Annotated in this window: 16 protein-coding genes; 7 read left to right on the forward strand and 9 right to left on the reverse strand. The window is 45.0% G+C overall.

Going from position 1 to position 17361, the window contains the following annotated elements:
* The 5 genes from EXU30_RS06395 to EXU30_RS06415 all read right to left on the reverse strand — a co-directional run bounded on the left by EXU30_RS06395 (position 1) and on the right by EXU30_RS06415 (position 6602).
* The gene (locus EXU30_RS06395) at positions 1–1008 is read right to left on the reverse strand and encodes an ArsJ-associated glyceraldehyde-3-phosphate dehydrogenase (RefSeq protein ID WP_130598424.1); all 1008 of its coding nucleotides are present in this window, start codon (positions 1006–1008) and stop codon (positions 1–3) included.
* A gap of 77 nt (positions 1009–1085) precedes the next feature.
* The gene (locus EXU30_RS06400; RefSeq protein ID WP_130603291.1) at positions 1086–1430 is read right to left on the reverse strand and encodes a metalloregulator ArsR/SmtB family transcription factor; all 345 of its coding nucleotides are present in this window, start codon (positions 1428–1430) and stop codon (positions 1086–1088) included.
* A 366-nt stretch (positions 1431–1796) separates the two neighbouring features.
* The gene (locus EXU30_RS06405) at positions 1797–3944 is read right to left on the reverse strand and encodes a M3 family metallopeptidase (protein ID WP_130598426.1); all 2148 of its coding nucleotides are present in this window, start codon (positions 3942–3944) and stop codon (positions 1797–1799) included.
* Positions 3945–4435: 491 nt separating this feature from the next.
* The gene (locus EXU30_RS06410; protein WP_130598428.1) at positions 4436–6019 is read right to left on the reverse strand and encodes a GMC family oxidoreductase; all 1584 of its coding nucleotides are present in this window, start codon (positions 6017–6019) and stop codon (positions 4436–4438) included.
* Positions 6020–6095: 76 nt separating this feature from the next.
* Entirely contained in the window at positions 6096–6602 is a 507-nt protein-coding gene (locus tag EXU30_RS06415; protein ID WP_130598430.1) for a TAT leader-containing periplasmic protein, read from the reverse strand.
* Between the two features lie 192 nt (positions 6603–6794).
* Here EXU30_RS06415 and EXU30_RS06420 point away from each other — a divergent pair, with 192 nt between their 5' ends.
* From EXU30_RS06420 to EXU30_RS06430, 3 genes are all read left to right on the forward strand, one after another.
* Positions 6795–7805, forward strand: coding sequence for a hydrolase (locus EXU30_RS06420; RefSeq protein ID WP_130598432.1), 1011 nt, complete (start codon positions 6795–6797; stop codon positions 7803–7805).
* Positions 7765–8016, forward strand: coding sequence for a YheU family protein (locus EXU30_RS06425; RefSeq protein ID WP_130598434.1), 252 nt, complete (start codon positions 7765–7767; stop codon positions 8014–8016). The genes EXU30_RS06420 and EXU30_RS06425 overlap by 41 nt, the downstream gene beginning before the upstream one ends.
* 116 nt (positions 8017–8132) lie before the next feature.
* Positions 8133–9029, forward strand: coding sequence for a phosphoribulokinase (locus tag EXU30_RS06430; protein ID WP_130598436.1), 897 nt, complete (start codon positions 8133–8135; stop codon positions 9027–9029).
* A 555-nt stretch (positions 9030–9584) separates the two neighbouring features.
* Here the strand turns inward: EXU30_RS06430 and EXU30_RS06435 are convergent.
* Positions 9585–10364 (reverse strand): SEL1-like repeat protein, encoded by a 780-nt coding sequence (locus EXU30_RS06435; protein ID WP_423213377.1) that lies wholly within the window; start codon positions 10362–10364, stop codon positions 9585–9587.
* Between the two features lie 322 nt (positions 10365–10686).
* Between EXU30_RS06435 and crp the strand changes: the two genes are divergently transcribed.
* From crp to EXU30_RS06455, 4 genes are all read left to right on the forward strand, one after another.
* Positions 10687–11322 (forward strand): cAMP-activated global transcriptional regulator CRP, encoded by a 636-nt coding sequence (gene crp / locus EXU30_RS06440; protein WP_130598440.1) that lies wholly within the window; start codon positions 10687–10689, stop codon positions 11320–11322.
* A gap of 93 nt (positions 11323–11415) precedes the next feature.
* Entirely contained in the window at positions 11416–11766 is a 351-nt protein-coding gene (locus tag EXU30_RS06445; protein WP_130598442.1) for a PepSY domain-containing protein, read from the forward strand.
* Positions 11747–12418 carry a response regulator gene (locus tag EXU30_RS06450; protein WP_130598444.1) on the forward strand — a complete coding sequence of 224 codons (672 nt, stop codon included), beginning with the start codon at positions 11747–11749 and terminating at the stop codon, positions 12416–12418. Before EXU30_RS06445 ends, EXU30_RS06450 begins: the two co-directional genes overlap by 20 nt.
* Positions 12419–13774: an ATP-binding protein gene (locus tag EXU30_RS06455; RefSeq protein ID WP_130598446.1), complete on the forward strand. Its 1356-nt coding sequence runs from the start codon at positions 12419–12421 to the stop codon at positions 13772–13774. It begins immediately after the preceding gene.
* A gap of 188 nt (positions 13775–13962) precedes the next feature.
* On the opposite strand, the gene EXU30_RS06460 is transcribed toward EXU30_RS06455, so the two are convergent.
* The 3 genes from EXU30_RS06460 to astA form a co-directional block, all read right to left on the reverse strand.
* Positions 13963–14757 carry a DUF1338 domain-containing protein gene (locus EXU30_RS06460; RefSeq protein WP_130598448.1) on the reverse strand — a complete coding sequence of 265 codons (795 nt, stop codon included), beginning with the start codon at positions 14755–14757 and terminating at the stop codon, positions 13963–13965.
* Positions 14758–14831: 74 nt separating this feature from the next.
* Positions 14832–16292 carry a succinylglutamate-semialdehyde dehydrogenase gene (gene astD / locus EXU30_RS06465; protein WP_130598450.1) on the reverse strand — a complete coding sequence of 487 codons (1461 nt, stop codon included), beginning with the start codon at positions 16290–16292 and terminating at the stop codon, positions 14832–14834.
* Positions 16293–16303: 11 nt separating this feature from the next.
* Complete coding sequence (gene astA / locus EXU30_RS06470) at positions 16304–17323, reverse strand: arginine N-succinyltransferase (protein ID WP_130598452.1); 1020 nt, start codon at positions 17321–17323, stop codon at positions 16304–16306.
* Between the last annotated feature and the right edge of the window lie 38 nt (positions 17324–17361).

Raw genomic sequence — 17361 nt, forward strand, 5'->3', positions numbered from 1 at the left:
TTACTTGTCCTGTAGTCCTACCATACGCATTAACTCAGCAGTGCGGTTAGCATAGCCCCACTCGTTGTCGTACCAAACATAGAGCTTCACTTGGGTGTCATTAACCACCATAGTCGACATAGCGTCAATGATGGCTGAGCGCGGGTCGGTGCGATAGTCAATCGACACAAGCGGTCGGGTTTCAAAACCTAAAATGCCTTTAAGCTCATTGTCTGCTGCATCTTGTAATAGCGCATTAATCTCTTCAACTGTGGTCGGCTGATTCATTTCAAACACACAATCTGTGATTGAAGCATTGAGTAAAGGCACGCGAATAGCGTGACCGTTTAAGCGACCTTTTAGCTCTGGGAAGATATGGGTAATCGCAGTTGCTGAGCCCGTCGTGGTTGGAATAAGGCTCATTGAGCAAGCGCGGGCGCGGCGCAAGTCTTTGTGAGGTGCATCAATAATGGTTTGGGTATTAGTGATGTCATGAATAGTGGTCATAGAGCCATGTTTGATGCCTAACTTTTCATGCAACACTTTAACCACAGGCGCTAAACAGTTGGTAGTGCAAGAAGCTGCTGTCACAATTGGATGCTGCTCTGGGTCGTAAAGGTCATGGTTAACGCCAACAACGACATTTAACACACCTTCTTCTTTCACTGGCGCGGTAACCACAACACGCTTAACACCTTGATCAAGATACGCTTGCAGCACAGCCTTAGACTTCATTTTTCCCGATGCTTCAATCACTACATCGCACTGTGACCAATCAGTGTCGCTAATCGCCTTGTTTGATGAACAAGGGATAGTTTTGCCGTCCACCACAATGCTATCACCTGAGGCAACCGCCTCGTGATGCCACTTACCATGAATAGAGTCAAAGTTAACCAGATGAGCTAAGGTTTCTGCATTACCTGCTGGGTCATTAATTTGCACAAACTCAACTTCATCCCAGTCGAATGCGGCGCGCATAGATAAGCGTCCCATACGGCCAAAGCCGTTAATACCTACTTTAATTGTCATTACTTATTCCTCAATACATTAAAACTATCTATAACTCATAAACTTGTTGGCGAATGCTTGCGGCTTTCTCGTCGCGCCTAGCAGCATTTACCATTGCGTGTTGGTCGGTCACCCATTTGCGCCAATCGCTGCTGACTATGGGCGATATATGTTTGGCTATTGTGTAAGCTGTCTAGCAGTACTTGCTGCATCCATTGTGGTAGCGATTGTGAAATGCGGTAAAACACCCACTGCCCTTGGCGTCGGTCTTGCAGCAAGCCCGCTTTGCGCAGCTGAGCTAAATGACGGGAGATTTTTGGCTGGCTTTCATCTAATGCTTGCATCAATTCGCAAACACAAAGCTCCTGCTCCGTTGCGATCAATAACAAGCTCAATAGTCTGGTTTCATCGGCAAGTGATTTATAAAACGTAAGTGGCGATATCACTGCTTCACGCAGCTCAGTAGCAGGCGAATCGTTTGGAATAACTTCATTTGCAGCTTGTGTCATCAGTCTTCACCTCTAAATAAACCAATAAAAATGAACTTGTGAATTAGCATAGCAGGGTCAGCACATATGACCTGAAGTTCTACGCTAAATATTCGAAAATAAATATATATGAATTTCCGAATGTGTCAAATCAAATTTTTACTGTTGATTGAAATTAGCGAGTTCCGTTCAGTAGAACTTTACCTGAGAGCCAAACCTCAGGCACAAAAAAGGGCTGAATAATCAGCCCTTTTGCTCTTAACCCTTAGCTCTTAGCCCTTTTAATGGCTCATGGTTAAACCAATCTAAGCTAAACTTTGGTTACTTCAGACCACGACGAATCAGTAGTGCATCCGTTGTTGGCTCTTGACCTCTAAAGGCCTTGTAAGCGTCCATTAAGTTCTTGCTGTTACCCACAGCTAAAATGTTTTTACGGAAGTTATTGCCGTTTTCGATCGTTAGACCACCGTTAGCTTGTACATAAGCATATGCATCAGCAGCTAAGATCTCACTCCACATGTAAGCGTAGTAGCCCGCTGAGTAACCGCCGCCCATTGAGTGCGAGAAGAAAGCTGACTTATAACGTGGTGGTACCGCTGCAATGTCTACACCATGCTTTTTCAGTGCAGCATGCTCGAATTCATTGATATCGCCAATCTTGTCAGAAGCTGAAACTGTGTGCCATTCCATATCTAGCAGCGCAGCTGCCATATACTCAAGGGTGTCGAAGCCTTGGTTGAAACTGCGAGAGGCAATCACTTTATCCAGTAGCTCTTTTGGAATTGGCTCACCCGTTTTGTAGTGCTTAGCATAGTTAGCTATCACCTGAGGGTGCGCCGCCCAATCTTCTTGGAAAGTCGATGGGAACTCAACAAAGTCACGTGATACTGCAGTACCCGCAAGGCTTGGGTATTTCACATCAGAGAAGATACCGTGCAGGCCATGACCTAACTCGTGGAAGATGGTTGTTACATTGTCATAGCTAACTAATGTCTTTTCACCTTCTGGGCCTTTAGGAATGTTCATTACATTCACAACCACTGGCTTTTGCTCTAAAAGCTTAGATTGACCAACGAATGAAGACATCCACGCACCGCCACGCTTACCGTCACGAGCAAAGTAGTCCGCATAGAAGATAGCTAGGCTATCACCGTTAGCGTCAAATACTTCGTATGCTTTTACATCTTCATGGTACACAGGTAAGTCAGGGCGCAGTTTGAAGCTAATGTTGAATAGTTTGCCCATGGTGTAGAACACACCGTCATTTAGCACGCGGTCAAACTCAAAGTATTGCTTAACTTCAGCTTCGTCTAGGTTGTACTTATCTTGACGAACAAGGTCGGCGTAGTATGCCCAGTCCCAAGGTTGCAGCTCAAAATTACCACCCTTGGCTTTAATCATGGCTTGAATATCAGCCGCTTCAACTTTAGTTTTTTCAACAACTGCTGGCACCATAGAACCTAGCATGTCGTATACCGCTTGTGGTGTTTTCGCCATGCTAGTTTCAAGACCAAAGCTCGCCCAGTTGTCGTAACCTAGCAATTGCGCTTTTTCAGCGCGCAGCGTTGCCAAACGCGCAACGATTTTACCGTTATCAGTTTTGCCTGATTGAGCACGATTTGCAGAAGCTTTCCATACACGCTCACGTAGCTCACGGTTATCTAGCGAGGCAAGAATTGGCTGACGTGTAGTGTTAGTGATGTTAATGGCGTATTTACCATCGTGACCTGCAGCTTTTGCAGACGCTGCAGCAGACCTAATTTGTGAATCAGAAAGACCAGCAAGCTCGGCAACATCATCAACAATCACTTGAATGTTCTTGGTTTCTTGCAGCAGGTTTTGACCAAACTGAGTCGTCAGCGTTGAGTGCTCAGCATTAAGTGCACGAATGGTTTTCTTTTCAGCGTCTGAAAGTTTTGCGCCCGCGCGGATAAAGTTTTTGTAAGTGGTTTCAGCTAGGCGCAGTTGCTCGCTATCTAGACCTAGTTGATCGCGTTTGTTGTATAGGGTTTCAACACGCTCAAATAACTTAGGGTTTAGGTTAATGTTATCTGAGTGACCTGCAAGCTTAGGCGCCATAGTCTTTTGAATTTGGCGACGTTCAGCGTTGCTGTCTGTACCAACAAGGTTAAAGAACACGCGTGATACGCGAGTTAATAACTCACCTGAACGCTCCATCGCAACAAAAGTATTTTCAAATGTCGCTGGCGCAGGGTTGTTAGCAATGGCGTCAATTTCTTTTAGGTGCTGCTGCATGCCCAGCTCAAATGCTGGCATGAAGTGCTCATCTTTAATCTGAGTAAAGTCAGGTGCTTGATATTGCAGCTCGCTTTTGACAAAAAATGGGTTAGCGACAACTTGCTGCTCAGTTGCAGATACGGCTTGTTGTGGTGCGCTTGTGTTCATCTGCTGACATGCAGTCATTAGCAGAGTCGAAGTAATTGCCACAGCAATTAATGACTTTCTCATAGATTAACTCCATTATTGTTATTTTGAATAAACGGTGACGTTACAGATACGGCAACTATTTAGTTGAGCAAAGCCAGATTTACTTGAGCCAAGCCCAATAAATAGTTATCTATAAACACTGCCTAGATAAGTACGGAGCATGTCTACAGCTAATCGTCACAGCAACGTCTTAATGCATAAGTAACGAATCAAGCATACTAATGTTATGTTGTAACGAGTGTAAAGGTGTAAAATGTAAGGAAAGCTATTGAGATACAAAATAGGGTGAGTTGTTAATAAAAAGTGTGATCTAAATACTGTAAAACCCGCATTCTCAGAGCTTTTTATTCATGTCTAAACTCACAACATGAAAATGGTAAGTTAAGGACTAAAGCCACTATTATCACTTATCAGAAATATTTCGCTCAAAGTTAACTTCAACCTAGTCTAGATTAAGCATACGATATGCTGCTCCCAAGTACATTGAGCGAACTTCCTAAAAGAATCGACGATTAAGCGGTTAAGCGCTGCGCCAATGCGGTGGCATTTTTGGCCACTATGCCGTAAATCGACAGCTGCGGATTAGCCCCTAAACTGGTAGGGAACATAGAGCCGTCAAAAACCGATAAGTTCTCTAGATAATGACTGCTGCCATCACTGGCAATCATCGACTTGGTTTTATCTTCGCCCATTGGACAACCGCCCATCACGTGAGCTGAAGCAACAATGGTTTTCAATATCGCAATGTCCATAGACTCAATATTGGCTTTTGCTTGCTGCCAAGATGATGCAAATAACTGCCCATCACTCATTGGTAAAACTTGCTTGGCTCCTGCAGCAAACTGCAACTCAGCCATCGACAAATAAGCCCTGCGAGCGGTATCCCAAAAGGCTTGGGTTAGTGGATAATCTAGGCTAAAACCGTGCTCAGTTAACCGCACCTGACCACCCGGGCTTTGCTCATTGAAGCCGTCACGCACCAGCGCCACCAGCACCTGAATACGGTTAAAGTTTTCCATCAATTTGGCGTGGCTTTGGCCATAACCTATAGTCTTGGAAGAGATCAAAATTGGATGAACTGGCGCAGATTCAAGCTTATAACCTAGCTCACCTGCAGCGCCGTCTCGCCATACAAACTCATCTGAGTAAATCGCCTGCGGCGCACCACTATGAGCATTGACTTGCTCCTCAAATAAGGCGCCTGAAAGTAAAGACGGATGCAAAAAGGTTCGACCAAGCAATTGATAGGGATCAGGTGTTTGCGCCCGCATCAAAATAGTTGGAGAGTGAATTGCCCCCGCACTTAATATGTAATGTTTAGCGCGAAAACTCAGCTTGGTTTGGGTTGGCTTGCCATACTCATTTTGCCCTTGAGCCACGAGTCCTGTGACTTTATCACCTTGATGATTTAACTCAATCACCTTAGCGCGAGATATTAAGGTTGCACCGCGCTCAAGCGCTGCCGGAATTGTGGTTACCAACATTGACTGCTTAGCGTTAACCGGGCAACCCACACCGCAATAGCCGGTATTCCAGCAACCACGGACGTTACGTTTGATAACGGTATATTCCCAACCGAGCTTTTCGCAACCATCACGCAGCACTGCGTTATTTTTATTGGGCGGGTAAGTCCACTCTTGAATGGTAAGGCGCTGCTCCATTTTCTCAAACCATGGCTTGAGTGACTCCGCATCAAGGCCTTTTACATCATTGGTTTGCTGCCAGAAATCTAGTGCTTGCTTGGGCGTGCGGATAGAAGTTGTCCAGTTGATAGTGGTTGAGCCGCCCACTGTGCGACCTTGAAAAATACCGATGCCTTTATCACTGGTTTTCATCGCCGCGGCTTGCTGGTACATATTTGGGTAAGCAGTGCGCTCTTCCATATCAAAATGACGCGAAGACTTAAGCCCACCCGCTTCAATCATAATCACTTTAAGGCCAGCTTCGGTGAGGATTTCTGACGCAGTGCCACCACCCGCGCCAGTGCCAACAATCACCACATCAGCCTCAAACTGATGCTCGCCCTCTAATTGACCTGCATCTATATGTCGCCAGCCATTAGCTAAACCGACTTCAATTGGATCGACTATTGCCACACACCACTCCTTGTTATTTTTCTTATTACAGCTTGGTCAATAAGGTTTGTTTACTACTCTGGTTTAGTTGAGTTTATTAGTCACTAACCAAAAAGCTTGGCTTGCTGTATTGCATTCTCCCCCAATGCTCTGGGCTAGCGTAGTAACTTGCCATCACCACTTCTCGCAGGCCGAGATAAGCAGTTTGCAGTAATTCAATAAAGTGATGACGCCAAGACTCAAGCATAGAAACAAGTTGTTTAGGTTGACGCATAATAAGCGGCGTTAAGCTGCCAGTCAGCAGTAACAAAGAAAAGCGTGACTCCAGCATATCAAGCAGCTCTAATAACTCGTCTCGCTGATCATCTGGCAATACCTTTAAGGTGTCGGCAATATTATTAAGCGTACGATTGATTGCTTGCTCTTTGTGAGAGGCGACATCAGGCAATGCCCCCTCCAAAAAGATGGGGATCAATGCAGCGAAGATCATCCGGTGAGCGTTCTCACTATTATCTTCATCCACATACGACGTCGATAAGTTAACCCCGAGTGCTAACGCGGCAGTGCCAACGAAAGCGCCAGTAATAAAGGTCCGTCTTTTCATTTCTTCTCCCCAAAGAAAGCGTTTGTCAAAGCTGCTGGTATTGGGATCGGTATTATTGAGTTATTTTTGCTGCACTCACTTGTGTGATAGAGTGCGCCCCAATAGTGAGCAACATTTTTTAAACATACGTATGAATCTACACTATTAACGATCAGACACCAATATAAAAACAAGCAAAAGCATTTGATAGCCATGACATTAGCATTCACGCCACCTTGGTGGGCAAAGAACCCACATGTACAAACCATTTTGCCAGTAATGCGCAAAATTCCCATGCCCGTGGTAAAGCGCGAGCGTCTAGAGCTACAAGACGGTGACTTTATTGATCTTGATTGGTTAGGCAAGCCTGAAGACGGCCAGCTAATTCTGTTGATTGTGCATGGGCTAGAGGGCAGCGCCCAGTCTCATTACGCCAGACGCATGTTAGATGAGGCGAAGCAGCAAGGCTTATGCACAGTAGTGCATCATCACCGAAGCTGCTCAGGCGAGCCTAATCGTCTTGCTCGTAGCTATCACAGTGGTGATACTGAAGACGTCAGTTTTACCCTTAAAACACTTAAACAACGTTGCCCCAACTCACCACTACTTGGTATTGGTTACAGCCTAGGTGGCAACGTGCTGGCGAAGTATCAGGGAACGTACCGCGAGCAAAGTCTGCTAAGTCGCGCTGTCGTGGTGTCTGCGCCGCTGGCCCTAGGGGCATGTGCTAAACGCCTAGAAGGCGGCTTTTCCACTGTTTACCAAAGTTACCTGATAAAGCAATTGCAGCAAAAAATGCGTACTAAGCTAGAAACACCAGAGCTGCAAACGGCTATGCCAGTGGATCACAGCCAACTAGCCAACCTTTCAACCTTTTATTTATTTGATGACAAAATCACTGCGCCGTTGCACGGTTTTGACGGTGCTGAAGATTATTACAACCGCGCAAGCGGGCTAAGTTTTTTGCAGCACATTACAGTGCCAACCTTAATCATTCATGCTCAAGATGACCCATTTATGACCGATGAGGTGATCCCGGCGCAACATCAACTATCATCTGCGGTAGAATACGAGCTACATCAATATGGTGGTCACGTTGGCTTTATTAACGGCGGCACACCATGGCAGCCTAAATTCTACCTTGAGCATCGTGCTTTAAGGTTTTTGCTAAACGGAGCAAGCAATGATAGTTCCCTACGAGGCGCTGATAACACTGCCAAGTGACACAGTATCTCAGCTGATCAAAGAGTACTTATTATCTCAATTTGAAGATGGCAGCTTTGCCGATTTAGACTCATCGCAATTTGATGCGGCGATTAGCGCCTGTAAACAAAAGTTAAAACAGGGCGAGTTAGTGGTGGAGTATAGTGAAGATGATGAGTCTATCGCGATTCGCCAGCGTGAGCATATTCAACCAACGGCGTTTTGGGAGTAACCTAATTCACTCACTGGTTTGACGCAAGACGAACAATTGCCGTATAACTAGCGGAATAAACAAACAAAAAACGCCCCCAATCAGGGGTTAATTGACTTCAGATTCAGGCGGAAAACATGTCAGCAAAACATCCTATTATTGCGGTAACAGGGTCATCAGGTGCAGGAACCACCACCACGACTACTGCATTTACCCATATTTTTAGGCAGCTCGGTATAAATGCTGCCTTTGTTGAAGGCGATAGTTTTCACAACTTCACCCGCGCAGAAATGGAAGTGCTGATCCGTAAATCTCAAGCTGAAAATCAAAACCTGAGTTACTTTGGACCTGAAGCCAATAACTTCGCCAAGCTCGAAGAGTGCTTCGCCAGTTATAGCGCAACGGGAACAGGGCAAACTCGCAGCTACCTACATACCTTTGATGAAGCTGTGCCATTTAACCAGATGCCAGGGACCTTTACTAACTGGCGCGATCTACCAGCTGACACAGATATGTTGTATTACGAAGGTCTACACGGCGGTGTGGTGACTGACGACATAGACGTTGCCAAACACGTAGATTTGCTCATCGGCATGGTGCCCATCGTTAACCTAGAGTGGATCCAAAAAATTGTTCGCGACACCAATGATCGCGGCCATAGCCGTGAAAAAGTGATGGGGTCGATCGTGCGTAGTATGGATGATTATATTCAGCATATGACGCCGCAGTTTTCTCGTACTCACATCAACTTTCAACGTGTACCGACGGTTGATACCTCTAATCCATTTAGCGCTAAAGATATCCCAAGCCTTGATGAAAGCTTTGTGGTTATTCGTTTTCGCGGTGTTAAAGACGTCGACTTTCAGTACTACTTGAATATGATCCAAGGCTCATTCATGTCACGCATCAATACCCTGGTTGTTCCTGGAGGCAAGATGTCATTGGCGATGGAATTAATCTTAACGCCGCTAATCAGAGCGTTAAAAGAAAAACGTCTGCAGGTAACTAAAATATCCGAGCTCGGCGAAGACTAACTCGCGGTTAAGATTGACTTAAGCCGAGCAGCTTATTCTATTCCTGTCACCGCTACTCTACGAACCTCATCATAGCTGGGTAGTGGTGACATATTGATGTACTGACCTAACCGATGCCCCTGCTATGTCTATTAGGGAGGTACATCAATCCCCCTCCACTCCATAGCATTACTCGTTTTCAATTACCGTTTTAGCCATAGCGACCAACACCTAAACATCAATTTGATTAAAGTGGTCCACAAATTACACTGCAACTCACCCTAGGCAGAAATCCCTAAAGCGCGTAATGAGATAAAGCAGTAATTAGAAGGGTAGCCCTTAGGGCGAGACCATGAAAATTTATCGCGCGCTTTCTTATGGGGTTAATGAGCTTTGAGTAAGCAAGCCTCTTTAGCAGGGATGCTAAAGCTGAGCCATCAGGGATGATTTTACGGCGTCTTGCGCAATCAAAGTTCGTTACCCCTTAGTAAATGGCTCATAATCAATCGCTCATTCGCTCTGGGGTAGCCCTTAGATTAATTTTGACCCTTGGGCTAATTTCAGTTGCTAGCTTGCTCAGTTCAAGAGAGGAATGACTTCTCGATAAGCTTTGTTGTTACGATACTGCTCAAGGCGACTTTGAAACTCATCAATGTTAGCAAGCTCAGGGTTTTGTTTCAGCGCGTCGATAGCTTTTTGCTGAGTAGTTACAGCTTGCTCAAAAGCACCTTGCTCGGCGTAAGCTGCTGCTAAGTTGTCTAAAATGGTTGGATCGTTTTGATTGCTTTCAAGTAGCTTAAGCGACAAGTCGACCGCACGCTCACCATCGCGGTATTCAGCTTCAGGGCACGTTGCCAAAATCCAGGCCACGTTACCAAGAGACACGTCATCACCAACCGCAGAAAACTGCTCCATGGCTTTACCACAGTTTCGCTCAACACCATCACCACCTGCAGAGTAAATAAACCCGAGACGGAAATTAGCCCACTTGTTACCCTGCTCAGCTAATATGGCATACCACTTTTTAGCCTCAGCAAGATCCCGTGGGTAAATTTTGCCTTCATAGCTTAAATCAGCAAGCGTTTGCTGAGCTTTTGGGTGGTTTTGCAATGCGGCTTTATTCAGCCACTCATTGCCTAAACCTAAATCTTTTTCGACAAAACGGCCGGTAATACTCATCAAACCTAACAGATACTGAGCATCTACATCGCCTTGCTGGGCTTTAAATTCAATACGTACCAGTTTGCTAGCGGTTTGGGTTTCCTGAGTTTCTGGTAAGCCAAAGCCAAACGCAGGCAAGCTTAAGCTACTCAGTGCCAACAACGCACCAGGAAGGACAAATACACGTGACAACAAATGGGTCTTCAAATCCACCTCACAAGTTTTAAACATGCCCTATAGGCGCCTACACATGGGCTCAACATTAACTAACTAATTCACTCAACACAATAGAAACCCTTGTTAGCGCTGATTTATAAACATGTTTAACACCAAGAAATCATTGCGAACTTTGAACTTCATCGCAAATAAGGCAAAATAAACCAAATGCTTAGCAAGTTCGTATACACTACGCCAGCCCTTAAATTCGATCTTCATCAAAGTTTTGCGTTACACTGTCACGTATAATGCTTAATTAGATAAAACTTACATTAATTTTTAATCAATCGAGGAAGTTATTATGGCTCTTATTGGCAAGCCAAAACCTGATCCAACTTTGGAGTGGTTTCTTTCACACTGTCACATTCACAAATATCCTGCCAAGAGTACCTTGATTCACGCAGGCGAAGATTCAGACACTCTTTACTATATTGTTAAAGGTTCTGTCGCTGTTCTGATTAAAGATGAAGAAGGTAAAGAGATGATCCTGTCATATCTTAACCAAGGAGACTTTATCGGTGAACTAGGTTTGTTCGAAGAGCAAGCTGAACGTACTGCTTGGGTCCGTGCTAAACAGGCATGTGAAATTGCTGAAATCTCTTACAAGAAATTTAAGCAGCTTATTCAAGTTAACCCTGAAATCTTAATGAAGCTTTCAGCGCAAATGGCATACCGTCTGCAAAGCACCAGTCAAAAAGTAGGTGATTTGGCATTCCTAGACGTAGCAGGTCGCATTGCTCAAACTTTACTGCACCTTGCTAAGCAGCCAGATGCAATGACTCATCCCGACGGCATGCAAATTAAGATCACTCGTCAAGAGATCGGTCAAATTGTAGGTTGTTCTCGTGAGACCGTTGGCCGTATCTTGAAAATGCTTGAAGAGCAAAATCTTATCCAAGCACATGGTAAGACTATCGTAGTATACGGTACGCGCTAAGCTAAAGCGGAGCTACTTCAGCTCAATTTAAGGCAACTCAGCTAAAGTGGTGGTCAATTGATTTGGTCACCACTTTTTGTTTGGGAGCGAAAAATGAGTTGGTTATTTAGCTCCGTTCTCAGCTTGAGTTCAGTTACTTTTACTCAGCCTCCACTAGCACCTAACGACACATATGAGTTTGAGCACAACACGGCTGCACAGTTAGTGGCCAATGGCGAAATCGTGTCGTTAAACAGCGCACTAAAAACTGTTGAAGCCTACTGCAAAGGCCAGCTAATTGATGTTAGGTTAGTGCAAGTAAGTAATACTTGGTTTTACGCTGTACAAATGCAACTATCTAACGGTAAACAGGTTTATTTTGAACTTGATGCCAGCAAAGATCTGACTAATTCACTATCAAAACCACTAAGTGAGTGTACCGAAAATGAAACTGCTACTCGTTGAAGACAACCCGCTGTTGGTCACTGAACTTGAAAAACAGCTTAAACAGGCAGGCTATGTCACGGATGTCACCGACAAAGCTACGGAAGCAGACTACCTAATCAAAGAATCTCAATACGACTGTGTCATTCTAGACATAGGCCTGCCAGATGGTAATGGCCTAGAACTGTTAGACTCATGGCGTAAAGACGGCCTATCAACGCCGGTCATCATGCTTACTGCTCGTAGTCAATGGCACGAAAAAGTCGAAGGCTTTAATGCAGGTGCAGACGACTACCTAGGCAAGCCATTCCACGCTCAAGAGTTACTTGCACGTATTCAAGCTTTGATTCACCGCGCCAGTGGGCGTATGAATTCATCTGATAATCAAATCACAGTTGCAGGTATCACCTTAGATGTAAACGAGCAAAAAGTAATGCTTGAAGATAAGGAATACGATCTCACTGCAATGGAGTTCAGGCTGCTAAAAATCTTCTTAATGTCGCCTAAAAAGCTACTGTCAAAAACTTCACTCACCGAAAAGCTATATCAATTCGATGATGAGAAAGAAAGCAACGTAGTCGAAGTTTATGTGACTCATCTACGTAAAAAATTGGGTAAAACAGCTATCGAGACCCGCCGCGGTCAGGGTTATATCTTCCACGGGATCGCCTAAATGATCTCGATTCGCTCTAAGTTAAGCTTGTGGCTAAGCGGGTTAATCGTGTTAGCCACCTTAACGGGTATTATGCTGTTCGAGTCGATGCTACGTGAGGCATTTCACGACTCAATTATTAACCGACTTGAGGAAGACTTAGAGCACATCATACTTGCTACAAGACTCGAAGAAGGCAAACTGGTCATTGATCAAAGCCAGCTATCTAGCTTCTATAAACCTGCTTATTCGGGGCGCTACTATCAACTAAACCTGCCAAACGACGTTATCCGTTCACGCTCACTATGGGACGTGCAGCTGAAGATTGAAATGCTTGAAGCCAAAGAGATGCGCTCATGGCAAGCAAAAGGGCCGAAAAACAATGATATTCAGTTATTGTCAATTGGTGTTGGTGCGCCTAACACTGACCTCACTGCAACCCTTACCGTAGCTCAAGACTTAAGTATTGGCCGGCGCGTGTTTAGTGAGGTATTCGGGGTAAAACTCGCCATTAATATTGCGATGTTATTGTCGATGCTGCTCGGTATTTTCTTAATTCTGCGCCAATCATTTAAGCCAGTGAAACAGGTACAAGAATCAATCGCTAAACTAAGAGATGGCGAGATAAACCAACTCAACCTAGACCCTATTCCACAAGAGATCTTACCGCTCGCAAAAACCTACAATGAGCTACTCGAATACACCTCAAAGCAAGTAGAGAGAAGTCGTAATAATCTAGGTAACTTGAGCCATGGCTTGAAAACGCCACTGGCCGTAATGCAGCAACAGGTTGAAGCCCTTGGCTTATCAGAGCCAGAAATTGCATCAGCGATGCAACAACAACTTGATGATATTCGCATGATGATTGAGCGTAAACTTGCTGCAGCGCGGGTTACTGGAGACATGCTGCCAGCTGCACAAATGAGCTTCCCTAAAGACTTTGATAGTCTAATTAGCACCCTCAATAAAGTGCATCACCATAAATCAATTGACTGTAAACTCATTACCCAGGTAGACAATACTCGTTTACCTATCCACCGTGAAGACGGCATGGAGTTATTTGGTAACTTACTGGATAACGCATTTAAATGGGCACAATCTCAAGTCAGTATTACCCTTAGTATCGAGCCTGAGCGCATTTTACTTACAGTTGAAGATGATGGTGTCGGTGTTGAGCAAGAGGCGCTAGCGCAGCTTACACAGCGCGGAAAACGTCTTGATGAAGCAGTAATGGGGCACGGACTAGGCTTGTCAATCGTTAAAGAAATCTGCGAGCAATATGAATTCAAGCTAAGTTTCTTGTCAGGGCAGCAGCTATCAGGTTTATCAGTGGTTATAGAGTTCCCACTAACTAGTGATGCCAGTAGTAAATCATAGATTGAATTAGCACTAGCACGGCTATTAGCCGTGCTGGCAGTAAGCCACTGGCGCATAAAACCTGCGCTAAGAGAGTTGTTGATGACATACAACAAAAAGCGCCTTAGCTTCAACAGCCAAGGCGCTTTTTATTTTTGAGCTAATTGAGCTAGAGGCTAACATAGGTAGTTAACTAGCGAAGCCCAGTATTAGCTATTGGTCGACTCAAAAATCTTATCGGCTGATGCCGCAACAAAACCAGTATAAAGCTCACCGTCCGCTTTTGGATAACGCTTAGCAAACTCATAGAAGCAAGATGGGATCTCTAGCTCACCATCTGAGAACTTAACAGTCATGCGATCAGCCATGGTTGATGATTGCTCAAGTAATACCTCAGCAGAGCCTTTCACTTCACCACCTGAGCTATTTAATACAAAGCCCGCATCTTTAAGCGCCTGGTTAACATCTTCAATGTGCTCAAAATCAGCAAGATGATTGATTGATACTGTAAAGTGATTTGCGCGGTATCCCAACGCAGCAACCCAAGCAGCATACTCACTCTCAGTAAGCAGTGCTTGATAAGTAGCGATATCTAAGTCCCAGTGACGACCTGAGTAGATAAAGTTCTCAGCAGTGGTCACAGAAGCGTCCATCTGCTCGATAAAGCCTTTAATCGTTTGCTGCAGTGAATCACTAAACTCTTCTACTAATAGCTCAGAGATAAATACTTTAGGTTGGGTTGGGTCTGGATGCTCAAAGTGTTTAGCAACAAGTTTCTTTTGCTCAAACTTATAGTCGCCGCTATCCACATAACCTAAAGCCAAAAAGTGCTTAGCAAGTACATCTAGGTTGACCTTAGCGATGTTAAAAGTGCGCAGCGCAATATGGTCGTTAATGATCTCTTCGCCCTTGCCTAACAGCTCATGGATTTTCGCTGCAGATGGCGTCATCTGAATATAGTCTTGCCACAGCTCGGCAAATAACGTGTTTACATCGGTATGCATTAGTTCGGTCCTTGTTTGCCCTATCTAACAAAGAATAAAGGGGCTCAACATGCCCCTTATCATTTAAATCAGCGTTACAGTTTTAAGCCAGGGCTTAAACTTGTTGGTAGGTTAACTGCATCGGCTTCAACCGAGGCTACAGGGTATGCACAGTAGTCTGCCGCGTAAAATGCGCTCGCTCTGTGGTTACCTGATGCGCCAACACCGCCAAATGGCGCTGCACCTGACGCGCCTGTGATTTGCTTATTCCAGTTAACAATACCTGCACGAATACGCGCCAAGAAGTAATCATAATCTTCACGGCTGTCAGCAAGTAAACCTGCAGATAACCCGTAACGAGTATCGTTAGCTAGATTAATTGCTTGATCAAAGTCTTGGTACCGAACCACTTGCAGCAGTGGGCCAAAGTATTCTTCATCTGGCAGTGCATCGATTGCTGTCACATCAATAAGGCCAGGGCTAACTAGACCTGTACCGGCTTCAAGATGCTTCAGTTCAACCAGAGACTGGCCACCTAGAGATTGTAAGTTGTCTTGCGCCGCTACCATGCCTTTTGCTGCGCCTTCAGAGATCATCGAGCCCATAAATGGCTGTGGCTGTGCATTCCAAGGAGCAACAGCAATTTGCTTGACCGCTTCGGTCAGCATAGCGATTAACTCGTCACCTTTCGCACCTTGCTCGATATACAAACGACGCGCACAAGTACAACGTTGACCAGCAGAGATATAAGCTGATTGTAAAATCTCATGCACTGCAGCCTTGGTATCAGCGACGTCTTTTACGATTAACGGGTTATTACCGCCCATTTCCAACGCTAAAATCTTACCAGGGTGCCCAGCGAACTGCTCATGCAAGATATGACCTGTACGAGAGCTACCGGTAAAGAATAGCCCGTCGATTTGCGGGTGTGAAGCCAACGCTTTACCCGTTTCAACTTCACCTTGAACTAGGTTTATCACACCAGCAGGAAGACCGGCTTTTTCCCAGCACTTAAGCATTAACTCAGCTACTTTAGGTGTTAGCTCTGACGGTTTAAATACCACAGTGTTACCAGCAATTAGTGCTGGCACGATATGACCATTTGGTAAATGGCCCGGGAAGTTGTATGGACCAAATACTGCAACCACACCATGAGGCTTGTGACGCAATACAGCGCGACCAGCAGGAATTTCATTTGTCGATGTGCCCGTTCGCTTGTCATAAGACTGGATTGATAAACCAATTTTACCAATCATGGCGCCCGCTTCAGTGGCGGTTTCCCACTGCGGCTTACCAGTCTCTTGTGCGATAGTTTCAGCAATTTCGTCTTTGTGCGCTTCTAGCTGTGCTTTATAGGCATTGATCACCGCGATGCGGCCTTCATAGCCCAACATAAACCAATCAAACTGTGCATTTCGCGCAGCTTCAATTGCTTGATTAACTTGCTCAGTTGTAGCGGTATTACCCTGCCAAATTACTTCTTTATTGGCTGGGTTAGTTGATTGTACGCTGTGGCCCTTACCAGCAAGCCACTGACCATTAATAAACTGTTCCATTGAATTTGTTCCTACATTGATAACACGCGGATTTGATCGCCTGCTTCTACCAACAAATTTTTGGCAATTTCAGGGCTTAAAATCACTTCGTCGTGTTCATGGGAGACGAGTAACTTGGCAGTTGCGGCGCGATATTCGGCAACTGAAGTATTTGAAAAAATATAATGCGTATCAGCATGCGGCATACGGCCGATTTTAACGGTAAGCAAGCGACTTTGTTGAACCGCGCGAATGTCGGTCAAAGCACACTCAACCGTTGGACCTCCATCGAAGATATCGACGTAATTCCTAAACTTAAAGCCTTCTGCTTCAAGTAAACGCAGCGCAGGCTTAGTATTTTTATGGACTTCACCTATCACGCGGCGCGCTTTTGCTGGCAGCATGCCAACATAAACCGGGCTACGAGGCATCATTTCACCCATAAAAGACTTCTTGCCTAAACCTGATAAGTAGTCAGCTTCGACAAAGTCGATACCCAAGAAGTGCTTTTGCAGCCATTCATAAAAAGGTGATTGGCCCTTATCATCACTCACGCCGCGCATTTCAGCGATCACAGTGTGACCAAAGCGCTCTTTGTGCTGAGCTAAAAATAAAAAGCGCGAGCGAGATAGCATGCGACCATTGCGGCCTTTACGGTAGCGGTCTTTTAAAAACAGCGTGCATAGTTCTGCTGCGCCAGTGTAATCATGACAAAGGGTTAAGGTTTCAACTTCATTACGAACCGAAATTTGTTCTGAGTGGTAAACCTCAGTGCCTAAACGATAGTGATAAAAAGCATCTTCCATCCCGACTGCAGCTTCGATACCACAGGTACCGACAACTTCACCGGTTTTGGTGTCTTCCATCACCATTAAGTAGCCTTCGTCCTGCGGCGTTTTAACTTTCTTATTAAAAGAGTTTTCAGCACGCTCGATTTTAGAGCGCAGTAGCTCTTCATTGACTGGCAGCGAGGTAAATCCGTGCCCCGATTCAATGGCAATGCTATGCAAGGCATCATAATCAGAGGCGCGTATTGGCCGAATGATTAACATTTTAATCTCCTAAAGGTGCTGACAAACTGTGGTTTGTC

It is taken from the genome of Shewanella maritima, from assembly GCF_004295345.1.
Lineage (GTDB): Bacteria > Pseudomonadota > Gammaproteobacteria > Enterobacterales > Shewanellaceae > Shewanella > Shewanella maritima.